This window comes from Candidatus Halocynthiibacter alkanivorans, assembly GCF_003333265.1.
Lineage (GTDB): Bacteria > Pseudomonadota > Alphaproteobacteria > Rhodobacterales > Rhodobacteraceae > Halocyntiibacter_A > Halocyntiibacter_A alkanivorans.
In genome coordinates this window covers 26,327-43,636 of record NZ_QOLB01000117.1, presented here as the reverse complement: position 1 = coordinate 43,636, position 17,310 = coordinate 26,327, and the positions used below count along the sequence as shown (strand labels likewise).

General features: G+C 58.6%; 21 protein-coding genes. 14 read left to right on the top strand and 7 right to left on the bottom strand.

Annotated features, from left to right (window positions below):
* The first annotated feature begins 41 nt into the window (after nucleotides 1–41).
* From ihfB to DWA01_RS14265, 7 genes are all read left to right on the top strand, one after another.
* Nucleotides 42–323, top strand: a complete 282-nt coding sequence (gene ihfB, locus DWA01_RS14295; protein ID WP_114286486.1) for an integration host factor subunit beta — start codon at nucleotides 42–44, stop codon at nucleotides 321–323.
* A gap of 16 nt (nucleotides 324–339) precedes the next feature.
* Nucleotides 340–702 (top strand): LapA family protein, encoded by a 363-nt coding sequence (locus DWA01_RS14290; protein ID WP_114286485.1) that lies wholly within the window; start codon nucleotides 340–342, stop codon nucleotides 700–702.
* Nucleotides 703–711: 9 nt separating this feature from the next.
* Nucleotides 712–1,356, top strand: a complete 645-nt coding sequence (locus tag DWA01_RS14285) for a phosphoribosylanthranilate isomerase (protein WP_114286484.1) — start codon at nucleotides 712–714, stop codon at nucleotides 1,354–1,356.
* A gap of 383 nt (nucleotides 1,357–1,739) precedes the next feature.
* Nucleotides 1,740–2,975 carry a tryptophan synthase subunit beta gene (gene trpB, locus DWA01_RS14280; protein ID WP_114286483.1) on the top strand — a complete coding sequence of 412 codons (1,236 nt, stop codon included), beginning with the start codon at nucleotides 1,740–1,742 and terminating at the stop codon, nucleotides 2,973–2,975.
* A gap of 401 nt (nucleotides 2,976–3,376) precedes the next feature.
* Nucleotides 3,377–3,922, top strand: coding sequence for a hypothetical protein (locus tag DWA01_RS23330; protein WP_200832587.1), 546 nt, complete (start codon nucleotides 3,377–3,379; stop codon nucleotides 3,920–3,922).
* Nucleotides 3,923–4,020: 98 nt separating this feature from the next.
* On the top strand, nucleotides 4,021–4,602 hold the full coding sequence (locus DWA01_RS14270; RefSeq protein WP_114286482.1) for a hypothetical protein: 582 nt from the start codon (nucleotides 4,021–4,023) through the stop codon (nucleotides 4,600–4,602).
* Nucleotides 4,603–4,629: 27 nt separating this feature from the next.
* Nucleotides 4,630–5,163, top strand: coding sequence for a helix-turn-helix transcriptional regulator (locus DWA01_RS14265; RefSeq protein WP_114286481.1), 534 nt, complete (start codon nucleotides 4,630–4,632; stop codon nucleotides 5,161–5,163).
* A 101-nt stretch (nucleotides 5,164–5,264) separates the two neighbouring features.
* Here DWA01_RS14265 and DWA01_RS14260 read toward each other — a convergent pair whose 3' ends face one another.
* The 4 genes from DWA01_RS14260 to DWA01_RS14245 form a co-directional block, all read right to left on the bottom strand.
* Entirely contained in the window at nucleotides 5,265–5,642 is a 378-nt protein-coding gene (locus tag DWA01_RS14260) for a DUF2237 family protein (RefSeq protein ID WP_114286480.1), read from the bottom strand.
* Nucleotides 5,639–6,688, bottom strand: coding sequence for a DUF2332 domain-containing protein (locus DWA01_RS14255; protein WP_114286479.1), 1,050 nt, complete (start codon nucleotides 6,686–6,688; stop codon nucleotides 5,639–5,641). The genes DWA01_RS14260 and DWA01_RS14255 overlap by 4 nt, the downstream gene beginning before the upstream one ends.
* Nucleotides 6,685–7,428, bottom strand: coding sequence for an aminoacyl-tRNA hydrolase (gene pth, locus DWA01_RS14250; protein WP_114286478.1), 744 nt, complete (start codon nucleotides 7,426–7,428; stop codon nucleotides 6,685–6,687). The genes DWA01_RS14255 and pth overlap by 4 nt, the downstream gene beginning before the upstream one ends.
* Before the next feature lie 189 nt (nucleotides 7,429–7,617).
* On the bottom strand, nucleotides 7,618–8,253 hold the full coding sequence (locus DWA01_RS14245) for a 50S ribosomal protein L25/general stress protein Ctc (protein WP_114286477.1): 636 nt from the start codon (nucleotides 8,251–8,253) through the stop codon (nucleotides 7,618–7,620).
* 164 nt (nucleotides 8,254–8,417) lie between these two features.
* Here DWA01_RS14245 and DWA01_RS14240 point away from each other — a divergent pair, with 164 nt between their 5' ends.
* On the top strand, nucleotides 8,418–9,563 hold the full coding sequence (locus tag DWA01_RS14240; protein ID WP_160116056.1) for an MFS transporter: 1,146 nt from the start codon (nucleotides 8,418–8,420) through the stop codon (nucleotides 9,561–9,563).
* Here DWA01_RS14240 and DWA01_RS14235 read toward each other — a convergent pair.
* Nucleotides 9,560–10,723, bottom strand: a complete 1,164-nt coding sequence (locus tag DWA01_RS14235; protein ID WP_114286565.1) for an alpha-hydroxy acid oxidase — start codon at nucleotides 10,721–10,723, stop codon at nucleotides 9,560–9,562. The genes DWA01_RS14240 and DWA01_RS14235 overlap by 4 nt on opposite strands.
* Nucleotides 10,724–10,816: 93 nt before the next feature.
* Nucleotides 10,817–11,299, bottom strand: a complete 483-nt coding sequence (locus DWA01_RS14230) for an Lrp/AsnC family transcriptional regulator (RefSeq protein ID WP_114286475.1) — start codon at nucleotides 11,297–11,299, stop codon at nucleotides 10,817–10,819.
* Nucleotides 11,300–11,427: 128 nt separating this feature from the next.
* Here DWA01_RS14230 and phhA point away from each other — a divergent pair, with 128 nt between their 5' ends.
* Both phhA and DWA01_RS14220 read left to right on the top strand, forming a co-directional pair.
* Nucleotides 11,428–12,228: a phenylalanine 4-monooxygenase gene (phhA, locus tag DWA01_RS14225; RefSeq protein WP_114286474.1), complete on the top strand. Its 801-nt coding sequence runs from the start codon at nucleotides 11,428–11,430 to the stop codon at nucleotides 12,226–12,228.
* 12 nt (nucleotides 12,229–12,240) lie between these two features.
* Nucleotides 12,241–12,588: a 4a-hydroxytetrahydrobiopterin dehydratase gene (locus DWA01_RS14220; protein WP_114286564.1), complete on the top strand. Its 348-nt coding sequence runs from the start codon at nucleotides 12,241–12,243 to the stop codon at nucleotides 12,586–12,588.
* A gap of 36 nt (nucleotides 12,589–12,624) precedes the next feature.
* On the opposite strand, the gene trpA is transcribed toward DWA01_RS14220, so the two are convergent.
* On the bottom strand, nucleotides 12,625–13,416 hold the full coding sequence (trpA, locus tag DWA01_RS14215) for a tryptophan synthase subunit alpha (protein ID WP_114286473.1): 792 nt from the start codon (nucleotides 13,414–13,416) through the stop codon (nucleotides 12,625–12,627).
* A 313-nt stretch (nucleotides 13,417–13,729) separates the two neighbouring features.
* Between trpA and DWA01_RS14210 the strand changes: the two genes are divergently transcribed.
* The 4 genes from DWA01_RS14210 to DWA01_RS14195 all read left to right on the top strand — a co-directional run bounded on the left by DWA01_RS14210 (nucleotide 13,730) and on the right by DWA01_RS14195 (nucleotide 17,260).
* Nucleotides 13,730–14,338: a glutathione S-transferase gene (locus DWA01_RS14210; protein WP_114286563.1), complete on the top strand. Its 609-nt coding sequence runs from the start codon at nucleotides 13,730–13,732 to the stop codon at nucleotides 14,336–14,338.
* An 80-nt stretch (nucleotides 14,339–14,418) separates the two neighbouring features.
* Entirely contained in the window at nucleotides 14,419–15,516 is a 1,098-nt protein-coding gene (gene ychF, locus DWA01_RS14205; RefSeq protein WP_114286472.1) for a redox-regulated ATPase YchF, read from the top strand.
* A gap of 125 nt (nucleotides 15,517–15,641) precedes the next feature.
* Nucleotides 15,642–16,562 carry a nucleoside hydrolase gene (locus DWA01_RS14200; RefSeq protein ID WP_114286562.1) on the top strand — a complete coding sequence of 307 codons (921 nt, stop codon included), beginning with the start codon at nucleotides 15,642–15,644 and terminating at the stop codon, nucleotides 16,560–16,562.
* Between the two features lie 245 nt (nucleotides 16,563–16,807).
* Nucleotides 16,808–17,260: a MarR family winged helix-turn-helix transcriptional regulator gene (locus DWA01_RS14195; protein WP_160116055.1), complete on the top strand. Its 453-nt coding sequence runs from the start codon at nucleotides 16,808–16,810 to the stop codon at nucleotides 17,258–17,260.
* Nucleotides 17,261–17,310 lie beyond the last annotated feature (50 nt).

Here is a 17,310-nt window from a genome sequence, read left to right as displayed (position 1 = left end):
ATACGAAGATTTACGCTAGCCAGAACCCAGGGGGGAACAGAATGATCCGATCAGAACTGATCCAGAAAATCGCAGATGAAAACCCGCATCTCTACCAGCGTGACGTGGAACGTATCGTCAATACTATTTTTGAAGAAGTCATCGAGACCATGGCGCGTGGCGACCGGGTCGAGCTGCGCGGCTTTGGTGCTTTTTCCGTGAAAAAACGTGACTCGCGTGTGGGTCGGAATCCGCGTACAGGTGAGGCGGTTGATGTCGAAGAGAAACACGTGCCGTTTTTCAAAACCGGCAAGCTTCTGCGCGACCGGCTGAACGAGGACTGAGAACGAAGGCCCCTTTATGCGCTATATCCGCTATGCTGTCCTGGCCGCGATTGCGGTCACCCTGATCACCGTGGCGCTGGCCAACCGCGCCACAGTGACCCTGAACCTGCTGCCACGGGAACTTGCCGATCTGAGCGGTTATAGTTTTTCGGTCACGCTGCCACTGTTCCTGGTCATCTTTGCCGGCATCGTTGCCGGCCTGCTGATCGGTTTTGTCTGGGAATGGATGCGCGAGCACAAACACCGGGCGGCGGCCTCGTCCGGGCGGCGCGAAACCAAAAAACTTCAGCGCGAAGTCAGCCGGCTGAAAGACAATGCCAGTAAGTCGCCTGCCGATGAGGTGCTGGCCTTGCTTGAAGATACCAGCCACACACGCTAGGCGGTTGTTATGAACAAAGATATCAAAGTCAAAATCTGCGGCTTGCGCACAGTCGCCGACGTTGCAGCCGCTGCGGCTGCCGGGGCGAATTACGTGGGTTTTGTGTTTTTCGCCAGGTCGCCGCGCAATGTGTCCATTACAGAAGCGCGCGCGCTGGCGCTTGAAGTGCCGGTGGGCATCGCCAAGGTGGCGCTGGTGGTCAATGCCAGTGACGCCGAGCTGGACGCCATCACCGATGCGGTGCCGCTGGATATGCTGCAGCTTCACGGGCAGGAGACACCGGAACGCGTGGCCGAGGTCAAAGCCCGCTATGGCTTGCCGGTGATGAAGGCGATCGGCATTCGTGACGAGGCGGATCTGGCGCAGATCGCGCTTTATAGTGACGTGGCGGATCAGATCTTGATTGACGCCAAAGTCTCCAAAGATGGGGCGCTGCCCGGAGGCAACGGGCTGGCGTTTGACTGGAAACTTATCAGCCGCAAGTACTGGACCGTACCCTGGATGCTGGCCGGCGGACTTACCCCTGAAAATGCAGCGCTGGCGGTGCAGATGACTGGTGCGCGCCAGCTCGATCTCAGCTCCGGGGTGGAAAGCGCCCCCGGCGTGAAAGATGCCGCCAAAATCGCCGCTTTTACTGTGGCCGCCCGCAGCTGACACCCGCACCGCTGTCCGCAGTTGACGCCGCACGGCTTCCCGCAGTTGACCCCAGCGCTTCGGCCCGCAGCTGACACCCGCACCGCTGCCCGCGTCGGGCGCCCCATTGCCGCCCACAGCTGACATCCGCACGCCCGCGTGCGCCTTTACCGCCGCCGCCCGCAGCTGACACCCGCGTCTGAGACCCACACAAATGCCCGCTCTCTACCTTGTGCGCCCCTGCGGCAGCACTTTGGCCGATGATCATCGCTGAGGCCCTTTTGGACGCGCAGAGCGCCGCGGGGCAGGGCGTCGCCGGGTCTTTTGCACCCGGAGATAACAGCCGGGCTTTACCGTGCCGCCCCGGTTCTGTAAACGCGATGTAACCCAACAGGAGCGGCGCGATGAACGATCTTTTTAACAGCTTCATGAACGGCCCCGATGAAAATGGCCGTTTTGGCAAATTCGGTGGCCGCTTTGTTTCAGAAACCCTGATGCCGCTGATCCTGTCGCTGGAAGAAGAATACGAGCGCGCCAAGACCGACGACAGTTTCTGGGCCGAAATGGACGACCTGTGGAAACATTATGTCGGCCGTCCCAGCCCGCTGTATTTTGCCGAACGCATGACCGAAGAACTGGGCGGCGCCAAAATCTATCTGAAGCGCGACGAGCTCAACCACACCGGCGCCCATAAAATTAACAACGTGCTGGGCCAGATCTTGCTGGCGCGCCGCATGGGCAAAACCCGCATCATCGCCGAAACCGGCGCCGGGCAGCACGGGGTGGCCACCGCCACTGTCTGTGCCCGCTTTGGCCTGGAATGTGTGGTGTTTATGGGGGCCCATGACGTGGAGCGCCAGGCGCCCAACGTGTTCCGCATGCGCCTGCTGGGCGCAAAAGTGATCTCGGTCACTTCGGGCCGTGGCACGCTGAAAGACGCGATGAATGATGCGCTGCGCGACTGGGTGACCAATGTCGAGAACACCTTCTACTGTATCGGCACCGTCGCCGGGCCGCACCCTTATCCTGCGATGGTGCGCGACTTTCAGTCGATCATCGGCAAAGAGGTGCGCGAGCAGTTTCAGGAACACGAAGGCGAAGGCAAGCTGCCCGACACGCTGATCGCTGCGATCGGTGGTGGCTCCAACGCCATGGGGCTGTTCTTTCCGTTCCTTGACGATGAAAGTGTCAATCTGATCGGCGTGGAAGCCGGCGGCAAAGGTGTGAACGACAAGATGGAGCACTGCGCCTCGCTCACCGGCGGCCGTCCGGGTGTTTTGCACGGCAACCGCACCTATCTGCTGCAGGATGACGACGGTCAGATCCTGGAGGGCTTTTCGATCTCCGCCGGGCTGGACTATCCTGGTATCGGCCCGGAACATTCCTGGCTGCACGACACCGGCCGGGCGCAATATGTCGCGATCACCGACAAAGAGGCGCTGGAGGCGTTCCAGTTCTGCTGTTTGCAGGAAGGCATCATCCCGGCGCTCGAGCCCTCCCATGCGCTGGCCCATGTGATGAAAATCGCGCCTGATCTGCCCAAAGACCACATCATCGTGATGAACATGTGCGGTCGCGGTGACAAAGACATTTTTGCCGTCGCCAAACATCTTGGTTTTGACATGGAACAGGGCGACTGAAGCCGGGCGCCATCCTGCAACGGGCGCGGCCCCCCACCGGGCCGCGCAATACAGCCGCGTCCTGCGCGGCTGCGATCCTGCCAGGTGATCCCTTCTTTTCCTCTATGGTCTTGCCCTGGCGACAGCTGCGCCTGTGATCTGGCGCCACGTGCAGCGCCCTGACGCTGGCATCGCCCGACGCCTGCGCATCCGCAGATGCCGTGGACAGAACCCCGGTTTCCAGGTGGGGTGTCCGCACTGTGTTTATGCTGTGTCAAAGATGTGGCGCCGGACGCAACAGCGCATAAACCTGAGTTTATGCGCCAGAATCTAAACCTTCAGCATATAGATTTTTCGTTCATTCCCGGTCCGAATGAGGCTGCGCCACCCTCTGGCGTGAGCAGCACGTATAGGAAAGCACAATGAAAACCAATATGATCGCCACACTCAGTGTCGTCGCCACTTTGATGGGCAGTACAGCCCGGGCGCAAGAGAGCACGGATCCGTTTGTCACCGATCTGGTCAACGAACTTTCGACAGCAGGTTACAGCAAGCTTGAAATCAAACGGGGCCTGTTCCGCATCCGCATCGAAGCCAGCGGCGACGCTGGTGAGCTTGAGCGCGTCTATGATCTCGACGGCAACCTTCTGCGGGAAGAAAGCGACGATGGCGAGCGTGAGATTGAGCGGGTCTATGATAAAGACGGCACGCTGATTTCCGAGGAGATCGAAGAGTCTGACGACGATGACGACGATGACGATGATGATGACGACGATGACGACGATGATGACGATGATGATGACGATGATGATGATGACGACGACGATGATGACGATGACGACGACGACGACGATGGTGATGACGACGACGACGACGACGATGATGATGACGACGATGACGACGATGATGACGATGACGATGACGACGATGATGGTGATGATGACGGTGGTGATGACGGCGAGGATTAAGACGCGTAAGCTTCAACAAACCTGATACGCCCGGTATCATCAAAAAAAGTGAGCTCTCCGTATCCGGCGGGGAGGCTCTGAAACTGAAGGTGTGAGCTATGATCTGTCGAAAATTCCTGATGGTCCTGGTGCTGGCCGGAATGACACCATTGCTGGCCCATGCCGGGAGCATCGTGGACAAGATCCTTCCTCAGCTGGAAAGCCAGGGTTTCGACAGAGTCGAGATCAGCAAAACATGGCTGGGCAGAACCAGAATCATTGCCACCGCGCCGGGGTCACGACGCGAGATCATCCTGAATCCGAGGACCGGAGAAATTCTGCGCGATCTCTGGTCTCTGGAGGACGACAGCAGCGTCGATGCCGCGCTGCTCAATCTGTTTGTCGGGGAAAACGACAATGAGGCTGGCGGCGCTGACAGTCAGGACGAAGACGGTGATGATGAGGACCGAAGCAGCGATGACGGCTCCGGCGACGACGGCTCTGACGATGGGGATGACGATGGGGATGACGATGACGATGACGACAGCGGTTCCTCGGGCGACAGTGACGATGACGACGACGATGACGACGACGACGACGATGATGACGATGGTGGCGACGGCGATGACAGTGACGACGGCGATGACGAAGACGATGGTGATGACGGCGATGACAGTGACGACGGAGATGATGACGAATGATTCTCCCTCTGATCGGCGGGTGCTAATTTGACCGTCCGTATTCTTCTGTTTCTGGCCGTTTTCATCCAGGTCGCCTGCGCGGTGTTTTTCGTGTCGGACATTTTGCTCACCATCTCCGGTTCCCGGTCAAACCCAATTTCCTGGCAGACCCGCGAGTTGTTGCAGATTGGCGCCGCAGTGGGCCTGGTGCTGGGCGTTATTCCGGCCGCTCTGGTGCTGCGCCATTCGCTGCGCGCCTCGGCCCGGGCCAGCACACAGTTGCGTGCGGTCTCGGGGGCATTTGCCGATCTTCTGAGCCAGCGCTTTACCGAATGGGGGCTGACGCGGGCGGAACGGGATGTGGCGCTGTTCGCGATCAAGGGCATGGGCATCGCTGAGATTGCCGCATTGCGCGACCGGTCTCAGGGCACGGTCAAAGCGCAGACCAATGCCATCTACCGCAAGGCCGGCGTCAGCAGCCACGCGCAGTTACTGTCGCTGTTCATTGATGAGCTGATGGCGGACGGGCTTGAGGTAGCAGCGTTGACACCAGCCCCCGCCCGGGCAAACGCCGGACGTTGAAAAAACGCTGCGGCTCCGCCGATGTTCGCGTCTGTTGCCGGTTTTGCACAACCCGGGCCGTATTTTGTGCAATTTTCACATACGTGCGCAGCGTTTCGATTTCATTCGTCCGACGGCGCGCTTTGTCTCAGCGCCGCGAGGCTGACCACGTCCAGCGCCCGCTCGTGGGTGGCGGACAGGTCGACCGAAGGCGCGCAGCCCTCATCCCAGGCCTGTAAAAACCGCACCGCACAAAGGCACCATTTGTCGCCCGGTTTTAAGCCGTAAAACCCGAACTCCGGCTTTGCGGTGCTCAGGTCGTTGCCGACGTATTTTGACCAGGCCAGAAATTCCGCCGTCATCACCACGCAGACGGTGTGTGAACCCTGGTCCTCTTTGCAGGTGTTGCAATGGCCGTCGCGGAAAAAACCTGTCATCGGGTCACGGGAGCAGGGCGACAGTCTGCCGCCGAGAACATTGCGGGAAGTCACTGGTTTCATGGGGATATCTCCGGTGGAGCCCAGTCGGTCCAGCGGCCGTGAAAATCGGTGCGGCCAAGGGGGACAGGGTGAGGGTCGGGGGAAATCTGTGCGGTGATCGCGGCGCCGCCTGTGCCGCGCACGTCGCCGTCCGCCTCCACCGAAAGGCGCACAACCGGGGCATCGGGGGTGGCATTTTTCAGTGCCTGCGCGATAATTTCTTCGCCGCGCTGCTGGCGTTCCGCGGAAAAATACTGCCAGGCAATGGTGTGGTAGATCAAATGGATATGGCCGGGGTGCGGCGTGTTCAGTCGTTGCTCCAGCCAGTCCACCGCGTCGCCCTGGTCCACCGGTGCCGGCGGCAATTGCAACGCTTTTCTGGTGTTGTTGATGCGCTCATCCTGGTCGGCCCAGAGATAGGACAGCAACCGCAATTGGTCAGATTCATCCTGTGGGTTCAGGGGGTTAAGATCAATCCCCCGGCGTTCTTTGATCTGTACCTGCGCCTGCGGTGGTGTGGGGCCACGCCAGTCCGGGCGCAGGGTAAGATGGGCGCGGTTCTGACCCCAACGCGCACCGTTAATCTCCAGATCATATTGATCCCAAAGAAGATTTAGCCCGGCGCTGGCCCCGAGTTCAGACAGCACAAGCGGCATTTGAAAGTGATCCGTCAGCCAATGCGCCGCCGCGATCAGCACGGCCGAGCGGCGCAGCTCATTGGTTTGCGGTGGCGAGTCTATCCAGCGGTTGAGGAAATCGTGATGCGCGTCCATCGCCGCTTCCACAGCCGGCCACAGCGTGGCATCGGTCACGTCATTGGGCGGGTAAGCGGCTGAAAGGTCAACGGATTGTCCAGATCTCACCAGCGCATGAAGCCCACCGGCCAGCCGCAAGGGGAGTGAGGCACCCGCTCCGGAAATGTCTCCGGGCCAGGCAAACAGTCGATCTGTGAGGGGCGTTCCGGCGCGCAACCTGTCGCCGCAAAGCCGCAACAGGCACGCGGTAAAGGGGGAACCCAATTCGCTACAGGCCTCCGCCTGGCGGTGAAAGGCCTGCTTCAGTGTCATCGGAACTTATCTGCTAACCTTTGCAGTGCGTTACGACTGTCTGCCGGCTCGACAACCACCGCTGGTTTTGCCGTGCTGGTTTGCGTCGCTGCCGCCGCTGGAGCCGCGTTCTTGCTTGATTTGCCGTCCGGCTTTTTGGATCCGGCCCCGGGCCGGCTGGTCGAGGACCTTGGCGGGCTGACCCGCAGCGCCACCGCATTGAGGAAGCGGGAGGTATCATCTGCCGCCAGCGACACCGCGCCATCACAAATGCCGCGCATCACATCATCAAGCCAGTTTTCATCAGCCTTTGCAAAGTCATGCAGCACATAACCGGCGACACGGTCTTTGTGCCCGGGGTGGCCGATGCCCATGCGCACCCGGTCATATTGCGGCCCAAGATGCTGATGGATCGAACGCAAACCGTTGTGCCCTGCATGGCCACCACCGCTTTTGACCCGCACTTTGCCCGGCGCCAGATCAAGTTCATCGTGGAACACCGTCACGTCATGGGATTCCAGCTTGTAAAACCGCATCGCTTCCCCCACCGATTGTCCGGACAAGTTCATAAATGTCTCTGGTTTCAACAAGATAACTTTTTCTGATCCCAGTTTTCCCTCGCTGACCTGACCCTGAAACTTGCTGCGCCAGGGCGAGAACCCATGGTCGTCCGCAAGCCGGTCCACTGCCATAAACCCGATGTTATGGCGGTGGCGGAGATATTTTGTACCAGGATTTCCCAGCCCAACAAAGAGACGCATAATACGGCTGCCTTACCTGTGTCCAGTTGGCTCCAGACTATTGCTCCGGGCGCAGAATTTCAATCACCTGCGGGCGGATCTTTCTGTTCGCATTGGTCTGGATGCCGCGTGTTGCGCGGGGCAAATCCGCGCACCCAATAAAAAAGGCGACCCGCAGGCCGCCTTTTAAAATATTGAAAAGAGGGAAGATTACTCTTCGACAACCTCTGCAGCTGCTTCTTCTTCGTCACCAGCTTCGTTGTCGGACGATTTCAGACCCGACGGGGCGGAAATGTTAGCGATGACGAAATCACGGTCGATGGTCGCTGTCGCGCCTTCAGGCAGTGTCACATCAGAAATGTGCAGCACTTCACCGATATCGATTTTGGACACATCCACAGTGATCTTTTCGGGGATATCGCCAGCTGTGACCAGCAGTTCAACTTCCGAACGCACAGCAGTCAGAACGCCGCCACGTTTCAGGCCGGGGGACTCTTCTTCACCGATGAATTCAACGGGAATGAACAGTTTCACCTGCGAGGTGCGACGCAGACGCATGAAGTCAACATGGGTCGGCAGATCTTTGACAACGTGACGCTGAACGCCGCGGCAGATGACGCGCACGTCGTCCTGGCCTTCAACTTTCAAGTTGAACAGTGTCGACAGAAAACGTCCTTGTTTCAGACGTTTGAGCAGTACATTGAACGGGATGTTGATCGCAACAGGATCAGAACCACCGCCATATACGATGCCAGGTACATTGCCCTCACGTCGAGCTTGACGAGCGGCCCCCTTGCCTGTCCCCGTACGTACCACAGCGTGAAAATCAGGAATCTCACCAGCCATAATAGGTCTCCTTTGGTGTGAAGGGCCCTCCTCCAAGGGTGTAGGGCCCGTGAATGCGCGCGTATAGACGGTTTCACCCTGGTTGGAAAGAGGATTCGAACCAGGATACTGCGCGGCCACTTTGGGGCTTGCTTTGGGAGCAAACATTCGCATTTGTCTGTGAAATGAGCATATTCAATTCCATCCGCGAGTCGCGTCGAATCCTGCCGGCGTTTGCTGCCCAGGGCGTGTTCTGGGGGGCTTTTGCCGCCTATGTGCCGTATTTGAAAGAGGCCATCGCTGCCAGTGACGCGGACTATGGTCTGGTGTTGCTGTTTCCGGCGGTTGGCGCGCTCACAGCGATGTGGTTGGCACCCAGGGTCGAACAGATTTTGGGCCGCTATACGTTGCTGGTCTCGATGGTGTTTTTCGCTCTGGCGATGCAGCTGCCGGTCCAGGTGAGCGGCCTGTGGGCCTTTGCCGGGCTGATGGTGTTTGTCGGGGCAGGGGCAGGTGTCCTGGACGTGGTCTCAAACAGCTGGTTGAGTGGCGTTGAAGCGCGGTCTGGCCGCTCGCTGATGAACCTGAATCACGGCGTGTTTTCACTTGCTTACGGATTTTCGGCGATTTCAGCCGGCATGACCCGGGATGCCGGGTTGGGTCCGCAGTGGCTCTTTCTGCTGTTGTTGCTGCTGGTGCTGCTGTCCTCTGGCAACATGCTGGGGGATGCGCCGGCTGCTTCTGCCGGGGCTGAAACGAGCGGAAACAGGCGTTTTCCGCGTGTTGTTTTGTGGGGCGGGCTGATAATTCTGGCCGGGTTTCTCGCGGAAAACGCAACCGAAGGCTGGGCGGCACTTCATATCGAACGTACCCTTGGCGGTGGTGCGGCTGAGGGGGCGCTGGGGCCGGCAATGCTTGGTTTCACTATGGCGTTCGGGCGGTTTGCCGGCCAGTTGCTGACCTCGCGTTTTGCCGAGGCGCAGGTGGTCTTGTGTGCCGCCGTGCTGACGGTCACCGGAGCGCTGGTAGCGGCGGCGGCAATAAACCCTGCTATGGCCTATGCCGGCTTTGCGTTGCTGGGGCTGGGTGTGTCCGTTGTTGCTCCGATGGTATTTGCCCTGATTGGTCGCCGGGTGGCGGAAGCGGACAGGGCCCGGGCCATTTCACGGGCGGCCGTGATCGGTTACTTCGGCTTTTTCATAGGGCCGCCGGTGATGGGGTTTGTGGCGCAAACCGGTGGTTTGCGCCTGTCATTTGTCTTTGTGGCGGCGGTGATGGCCCTGGTGCCAGGCCTGTTGGTCCTGCTGCGCCGGTCAGAGGCCGCAGCCTAGACCCAGTCGCCTTCAAACCCTTTTGGCACCAGCAGAATATCACGGTCGACCTGGTTAAGATCCCGGTGTCCGCACAGCGCCATCGAAACATCCAACTCTTTGTGCATTAACTCCAGCGCCCGGGTCACGCCCGCTTCACCCTTCGCGCCCAGGCCATAGATGTAGGCGCGGCCGATCATCGTGCCTTTGGCACCCATGGCGATGGCTTTGAGCACGTCCTGGCCCGAGCGGATACCGCTGTCGAGATAGACGTCGACCTGGTCGCCAACCGCGTCAAGGATCGCGGGCAGCGCGCGAATTGATGAAATCGCCCCGTCCAGCTGGCGGCCGCCGTGGTTGGACACAATGATTGCATCAGCGCCGACTTTGACAGCCATGCGGGCGTCGTCAGCGTCGAGGATCCCTTTCAGGATCACCTTGCCGCCCCACATCTCTTTGATTTTTGCGATCTTGTCCCAGTCGAGCGTCAGATCAAACTGGCTCGCGGTCCAGTGGATCAGCGATGACGGGTCGGAGATATTATCTATGTGTCCGATAATGTTGCCAAATCCGCGACGTTTGGTGCCCAGCATGCCAAGGCCCCAGCGCCATTTGGTTGCGAGGTTGATCATGGTGGGGATCGTCAGCTTGGGCGGGGCGGAGAGGCCGTTTTTCAGATCCTTATGCCGCTGGCCCAGAATTTGCAGATCCAGCGTGATCACCAGCGCCGAACATTTCGCAGCCCTGGCGCGTTCAATCAACCGGCGAAGATAGTCCTGGTCTTTCATGGTGTAAAGCTGAAACCAAAACGGCTGCGTGGTGTTTTCCGCCACATCTTCGATGGAACAAATCGACATGGTTGACAGGGTGAACGGTACGCCGAATTTCTCGGCCGCTTTTGCCGCTTTAATCTCGCCGTCCGCGCATTGCATGCCCAACATCCCGACTGGCGCCAACGCCACCGGCATCGCTACGTCCTGGCCGACCATTTTTGTAGCGGTAGTTCGATCAGACATATCGACCGCAACCCGCTGACGCAGGCGCAACTGATCAAAATCGCTGGTATTCTCGCGAAAGGTCTGCTCAGTCCAGCTTCCGGATTCCGCATAGTCGTAGAACATTTTCGGAACGCGCCGCCGATAGATGCGTTTCAGGTCGTCATTATTGGTGATCACAGCCATTTCAGCGTCCATTTTTCCGGAATTGGTTAAGTCCTGTTACCAATTTGCCAGTTTTGATGCAATGAAAAGATGGCGGGCAGGATCTGCGCAGCTTTAACGGTCAGGAAGCTGCAGCCGGACGGGCAGGGCTGTGGTCTCTTTGGTGCGGCGCAGCACAAAATTAGTCATGGAAGAACGCACGATGCCCAGGCGCAGAATGCTTTTCATAATAAAGCTTTCCAGGGCCTCCGGGTCTTCGGCCACCACTTTCAGCACATAATCATTGTCACCGGTGATCGAACTGCATTCAACAATCTGGTCCTGGGTCTGAACAAAATTATCGAATGTCGCAATGGTCTGCTCCGTGTGATCCATCAGCGACACATGCACATGAGCCAGTGCCTGCAGGCCAAGGTTTCTTGGATTCAGCACCGCGACATAGCGGTCAATCGTGCCCTCGGTTTCCATCCGCCGCACCCGTCGCCAACAGGGCGAGGCCGACATATTGGTTTTTGTTGCCAGGTCCTGAACGCTGATTTTGCCGTCCAGTTGCAACTGCCGCAGGATCGCCTGATCGAATTCATCTATTTTTATCATGGATCAATTATTTCACAAATTGCTGCATTTCAGAAATAGAATTTCCAAATGGCGCCAGAATTCAGGCTATGAGGTGAATAATTTCCCTCAAATTGCGGTAAAATACCCTTAGATGAATGGAGGGTCTTATGGTCAAAACAAGCGCCTATGCAGCCCGCATGCCCGATAAAGACGGCAATATCGCTTATACCGCTGATGATGACAGAGTCTGGACCGACCTGTTTGCCGCCCAGATGCCGAATGTTAAACGTTGCTCGGCGCCGCCGGTCTTAGCCGGATACAGCAAGCTGAACCTGCCCGCCGACCGGGTGCCGCAATGCAATGATGTCTCTGAAACGCTGCGCGCGTTGACCGGCTGGCAGGTTACGCCGGTGCCGGCGCTGATCGGATTTGCGCAGTTTTTCGACCTGCTGGCGCAGCGCATTTTTCCGGCGGCGTCCTTTATCCGCAGCCGCAAAGATTTCGACTATATTGAGGAGCCTGATATCTTTCACGAAATCTTCGGGCACACGCCGCTGCTTGCTGATCCGCGTTTTGCCGAGTTTTCCCAGGCGATCGGGCGTGCCGGGCAGGCGGCGGACAAATCGGATTACGCCTGGCTGATCCGGCTCTACTGGTTTTCTATTGAATTTGGCCTGACCCGGGTGAAGGGCAAGATCAAAGCGCTGGGATCCGGCCTGTCGTCATCCCGCACCGAATTGATGTATAGTGTCGGCAGTGATGTGCCCCAGCGGCGCCCGTTTGATGTGCAGGATATTCTGCGCACGCCCTACCGGATCGACATCCATCAGCCGGTCTATTTTGTGATCGAGGATCTGGATGATCTGTTCGCGGTGGCGGAGCGTGACCTTTTGGCTGATGTCGCGCGTGCAAAAACATTGGGGTTATTTGCCCCGTTATACCCCGTCATTGATAAACAAGCGGGTTAAAGGATGACTGATATGACAAACACAAGCGATCTGGCGAACAAAGACTGCGTAGCCTGTGCCGGTGGCGTTGATGCGCTCGGCACTGAGGCGGTAAAAGAGATGATGGCGCAACTGCATGAAGACTGGGCCCTGTCCGCGGACGGCACAGAAATCTCGCGGCGTTTCAAATTCAAAGCCTTTGCCAAAGCGGTCTATACGGCCAATCTGGCGGCCTGGTTGTCGGACCAGACCGGCCATCACAGCGATACCGCTTTTGGCTGGGGCTATTGCACCGTCACCTATACCACCCACGAAAGCGGCGGGCTCAGCGACAACGACTTTATCTGTGCGGCAAAGCTGGACCGGGCAGTCTCACCCTGAGCGGCCTCCTAGCCCTGAACAACCGGCCCTCTGAAATCAGGCGCGGTGGGCGCCGTCTGCCAGTGATTTGACAAAAGCCGCCACTTCGCTGGCCGATTTTCCGGCACCGATTTCCTTGACGATGGCCGACCCAACCACACACCCATCCGCGATGCCTGCAATGGCTTCGGATTTTTCCGGCGTGTTGATGCCAAAACCCACGATCACCGGCAGATCGGTCTGCGCTTTGATCCGGGCCACTTCGGGGGCAACATTCACCGCTTCTGCCTCGGCGGCGCCAGTGATGCCGGTGATCGAGACGTAATAGACAAAACCCGAGGTGTTCTGCATCACTTTGGGCAGACGCTTGTTATCGGTGGTTGGGGTTGCCAGCCGAATAAAGTTCATCCCCGCTGCCTGGGCCGGGATGCACAACTCGCTGTCTTCTTCCGGCGGCAGGTCGACCACGATCAGCCCGTCAATGCCAGCAGCTTTGGCGTCAACCAGGAACCTGTCGACACCGTGTGAATAGATCGGGTTGTAATAGCCCATCAGCACGATCGGCGTGGTGTTGTCGCCTTTGCGGAATTCCGTCGCCAGTTCCAGTGTTCTATTCAGCGTCATGCCGGCAGCAAGGGCGCGCTGCCCGGCCAGCTGAATGATTACACCGTCCGCCATCGGGTCGGTAAAGGGCAGGCCCAGTTCAATAATGTCGACGCCAGCGCCGGGCAGTGCCTTGACGATTTCAAGCGAGGTGTCGAAATCAGGATCGCCGGCCATGACATAAGACACAAAGGCCTTTTTCCCGGCAGCGTTCAATTCGGCGAATTTATCGTTGATTCTGGTCATGTCAGCCCCCTGGAAGTTCGCATTGTTGTGCTGCAAGCAGGGGGCGAAATCAATGCGATAGTGGCGAGGATTGTGGAAGTTCCTGGCCGGGAGGCGGGATTCGCGCTGTGCCCGGGGTGAATTCCTGAGCATTTCAACGGTCAGCGAAGGGTTTGTGCGCTCCGGCGGCGAAGCGGCACCATTGGTTTGCTGCGCAGGCAAGAGCGGTGAGGATAATTCAAACGGTGAAAAAGGTTGCGCCGGGTGGAAAATCAGGCACAGCTGTGGCCAAAGGCCCGGGCCGTTGGCCAGGCGAATTCAGAGGATCATGATGATGAAACTATATACGTCTGCGGCGTCGCCGTTTGCCCGCAAGGTGCGGGTCTGCCTGTTGGAACTGGGCCTGGCTGACCGGGTTGAACAAGTCGAAGTTGGCAGCACACCGCTGAAACAAAGCCCGGTGCTGACCGCACAGAACCCACTTGGGAAAATACCCTGCCTGCTGCTTGCGGATGGCACGGCGCTCTATGACAGCCGGGTGATCACCCGCTACCTGGATGATCTGGCCGGGGGCAGTCTTTATCCTGTGGCGCCCGAACTGTGGGATATCTTGACGCTTGAGGCCACGGCGGACGGGATCATGGATGCGGCGGTGATGATGGTTTATGAGACACGGGTCCGCCCGGAAGAGCTGGTCTTTGCGACCTGGGTCGAAAGCCAGTGGGTTCGCGTCACCCGCGCTCTGGATGCCATTGAGCAAAACAACATTGGCCAGTTGTCCGGCCCTCTGAACATCGCGCAGATCGCAGTGGGTTCCGCGCTGGAATATCTTGATTTTCGCCATGCTGACCGTGACTGGCGTGCAGGGCGTCCGGCGCTGGCCGACTGGCAGGCCGGATTTGCGCTCCGCGAGGCGATGCAGGCCACGCGACCGGGCGCCTAACAAGGCGGTGCAGGCCAACAAAGCTTGCTCTTGCGGCCTCCAGACCCTAGAAGCGGGGAAAATCAGATCAGGAGGCCGTGATGGGCTTTAAGACCGGAATTGTGGGCCTGCCGAACGTCGGCAAATCGACCCTGTTCAACGCATTGACAAAAACCGCGGCCGCACAGGCCGCCAACTTTCCTTTCTGCACCATTGAACCCAATGTGGGGGACGTGGGCGTGCCGGATGCGCGTCTGGACAAACTGGCCACAATCGCCGGGTCCAAAAACATCATCCCCACCCGGATGACCTTTGTGGATATCGCCGGTCTGGTCAAAGGCGCCTCTCAGGGCGAAGGCCTTGGCAACCAGTTTCTGGCCAATATCCGCGAATGTGATGCCATCGCCCATGTGGTGCGCTGTTTTGAAGACGGCGATGTCACCCATGTTGAAGGCCGGGTGAACCCGGTTGAGGACGCACAGGTTGTCGAAACCGAACTGATGCTGGCCGATATGGAATCGATCGAAAAACGGTTGCAGAACATCACCCGCAAAGTGCGTGGCGGTGACAAAGAAGCGGTGCAGCAGGAACGCCTGATGCGCGCTGCGATCGCGATGCTGGAAGAGGGTCGTCCGGCGCGCTACGTGGAGGTCGATGAAGACGACGCCAAAGCCTGGAAAATGCTGCAGCTTCTGACCACCAAGCCGATCCTCTATGTCTGTAACGTTGGCGAAGATGAAGCCTCGGAAGGCAACGCGTTGTCGGATGCGGTGCATAAAATGGCGCTGGAACAGGGCGCGGCCTCGGTGGTGATTTCAGCGAAGATCGAAGAAGAGATCAGCCAGCTGGATGCCGATGAGGCAGAGATGTTCCTGACTGAAATGGGACTGGAAGAGGCCGGGCTCGATCGGCTGATCCGCGCCGGTTACCAGCTGCTGCATCTGGAAACCTATTTCACTGTCGGCCCCAAAGAGGCGCGGGCCTGGACCATCCGTCAGGGCACGCTGGCGCCTCAGGCCGCCGGTGTGATTCACGGTGACTTTGAAAAAGGTTTCATCCGCGCCGAAACCATCGCCTATGACGACTTTGTCACTCTGGGTGGTGAAACAAAGGCCAAAGAAGCCGGCAAAATGCGCGCAGAGGGTAAAGCCTATGGCGTCAAAGACGGCGACGTTCTGCACTTCCTGTTCAACAAATAATCGTCACTGAAATGATGTCACGGCCTCCCGGCAAATCCGGGGGGCTTTTTTATGGGTAAAACCCGCTTGTGTTTGCGGGAACGTGAGTGTTATTTCTCACCGCTTCAACAGGAATGGTGCACGACATGGTAAAGCTGATTATTGATACAGATCCCGGTGTGGATGACGCGATGGCGATCTTTTATGCGGCAGCAGCCCCAGAGATTGAACTGCTGGGTCTGACGTCGATTTTTGGCAATGTACGCACCGAGCAGGCCACCCGCAATGCGCTGCGCCTGCTGGAAGCTGCTGGTGTTGATGCGCCGGTGGCAGAAGGGGCGACAGGGCCGCTGCAAATGCCGCCGTTTACCCCTTCAGCACATGTGCACGGCGCTGAAGGATTTGGCGATATTCCCGCCGTAACACCGGTCGCGAAGGCGATTGAAGAAAGTGCCGCCGCATTTCTCTGCCACATGGCACGTGAACACAAAGGCGAGCTGGTGGTTTGTCCGATCGGCCCGCTGACCAATATCGCGCTGGCCATTCAGCTTGACCCGGAGTTTGTCACCAACGTGGCGCGCATCGTCATAATGGGCGGCTCGCTGGAAGAGGGTGGCAACATCACCCCGCATGCCGAAGCCAATATCTATCATGACCCCCATGCGGCTGAGGTCGTTTTTGCCTCTGGCGCGCCGGTGGTCCTGGTCGGTCTTGATGTGACCCACCGCATTCTCTGCACTAGCGACGATTTCAGCGCCATCGCCAAAGCGGCGCCGGAACTGGGTGGCATGCTGCAGGAAATGAGCGTGTTCTATCTGCATTTCTATGAAACCGTTGGCAAGTTTGACGGCTGTTCGCTGCATGACCCCGCCGCAGTGATTGCCTGCACCCATCCCGAACTTTTTGAAATGCGCGACGTGCCCGTCCGGGTGGTCTGTGAGGGCGAGGAAATCGGGCTGACCATTGCTGATCGCGCCGTGGGCCGTCCTGCGATCCAGGTCTGCATGGGGGTGCAGTCTGAGGCGGTCAAGGGCTTGTTTATGGGCCACCTCGCGACGCTCAGCTGAGTGTTCCGGCGGGCAGCTGCAAGCTGATGCATTGCTGCCCGTCTGGTTATGTCGCTGAAATCTGATGGCGTGCAGGTGCGAATTTCCGGCACCGGCCTGGACAAACATGCGCCGCGTTTTAAATGGTCAATGGCTCACAACGAAATCCATCACCGCAGCGGCATCAGTCGGTTTCACTCACCGGTCTGACAGGCGCCCGGGCGTCGCACGGCTCCAGCAGCCAGTGCGCCAGGAGGAATGTTTACATGACCGAATTTGCCGCCAAGGAGCAGGCCTGGACCGCTCTGAACCGGGTTCAGCGCCGGATCTACCGGGCATCAGAACGGGCGCTTGCAGAGCAAGGCCTGCCCAATCTGAAATGGTATGATGTTTTGCAGGAGCTTGACCGCGCCGAGGAGGGGCTGCGTCCCTTCGCGCTGGAAGGCAAGCTCTTGTTTGAGCAGTCGAGTTTTTCACGCCAGGCCCATAAAATGATGGATGCCGGGCTGATCGAGCAAACGACCTCGCCGCAGGACCGGCGTGGCAGGGTGTTGAAGTTATCCGCTGCAGGCAAGGCTATGCGCACCCGCATGTGGGACGTGTACCGCAGCGAGATCGACAGCCAGTTTTCCGGTCTCAGCGCTGAAATGGCGCAACATCTCAGTGCACTTCTGGCCCATCTGCTGCCCGACCCGGAGAACGCCGCCTCCCATTCATAGATCCGTTGAGGCCAGCACAGCAGCGCCACACCTGTCGCCGGCAGGCTGCA